Here is a 1,238-nt window from a genome sequence, read left to right as displayed (position 1 = left end):
GTCCGTCGACTCCCCCGTCGACTCCCCCGCCGACTCCCCCGCCGACTCCACCGCCGACTCCACCGCCGGCTCCTCCACCGGCTCCTCCACCGGCTCGACGTACGGCGGCCGGTCGACGCGGGCGACCCGGACCAGGCCCGTCACGATCCCGAAGTCGGTGTCGGCGTGGTCGACCTCGGCCTCGGCATCGGCGAGCAGCACGGACAGGGAGGTGACCCCGTCGACACTGCGCTCCACCCAGGTGCCGCTCGCGCTGCCGTCGATCATGACGTCCTCGTCGGCAGCGGCGAGGTGGGCGCTCACGCCGGTGCCGCGGAGCAGGACCCGCGTCGGGCCGTCGTCGGTGCTGACGAGCACGAAGCCCGGCAGCCGGCTCAGCCCGGAGGCGAGCAGCGCGTCGAGCACCTCGTCGAACCCGGCACCGCCGTCGACCAGCGACCACACACCGATCACCTGGTCGCGCTGGGACTCGGGCAGCAGCACGGTGACCCGCGGACCGAATGCCGCGAACCACGGGCCGGTCCGATAGGACCACGCGCCTGCTGCGCCGGCTGAGCTCATCGCACTCATGGGTGCCCTCGTCTCCTGCTCCGTCATCGTGTGCTGCACGTCGGGTGCCGTGCGCGCCTGCCGGACCAATCCCACCACACCGGGGTCGGGGTACGACAGGATCGGGGGCGGAACGACGTACGTCGGTAGCGTGGGGCAGGTGGGAAGAACTGCGCGCGCCGCCGAGGGACACCGATCCCTGGCCGACCAGCTGCGCACGTGGTCGGACGAACAGGTCGCCGCGCTGCTCACCGCACGACCCGACCTGGTCACACCGGCCCCCCACGACTTCTCCCAGCTCGCCTCCCGCGCCACGACCCGCACCTCGATCGCCCGGGCGCTCGACGGACTGACCCGGGGCGAGCTCGCGGTCCTCGACGCGCTCGTCGTCGCCGGGCAGACCAGCGACCGCGAGGTCGTCGAGATCGTCCACGCCGACAAGGACAGCACCGTCGCCGCGGTCGCCCGGCTGCGTGAGCTGGCGTTGGCCTGGGACTCCCCCGAGGGCCTGCGCCCGCTCACCGGCGCGGCCGACGCGCTCGTCGGCGGCCCGGACGGCGGCGTCAGCGGCCTGCGGCCGCGGTCGCCCGGAGCACCGCCGCTCGAGGTCGTCGCCCAGCGGCTCGCCGAGGTGACCCCCGAGGCCCGGTCGATGCTCGAGCACGTGGTCGCCTCCGGCGGCGAGGCGA

The 1,238-nt window shown here is 74.6% G+C and carries 1 protein-coding gene and 1 pseudogene; one reads left to right on the top strand and one right to left on the bottom strand.

The genetic code is table 11. The features are described 5' to 3' along the window. On the bottom strand, positions 1-570 hold a 570-nt coding region (locus H0487_RS22655; RefSeq protein ID WP_183096445.1), incomplete at its 3' end, for a hypothetical protein. A 139-nt stretch (positions 571-709) separates the two neighbouring features. On the opposite strand from H0487_RS22655, the pseudogene H0487_RS22650 reads away from it, so the two are divergent. Further along, a pseudogene (locus H0487_RS22650) lies at positions 710-1,238 on the top strand (hypothetical protein); the annotation flags it as partial.

This window comes from Nocardioides stalactiti (assembly GCF_014180715.1).
Classification (GTDB): Bacteria; Actinomycetota; Actinomycetes; order Propionibacteriales; family Nocardioidaceae; genus Nocardioides; species Nocardioides stalactiti.
Note: the sequence above shows the minus strand (reverse complement) of the source record. Positions and strands in the feature narration are given on the sequence as shown.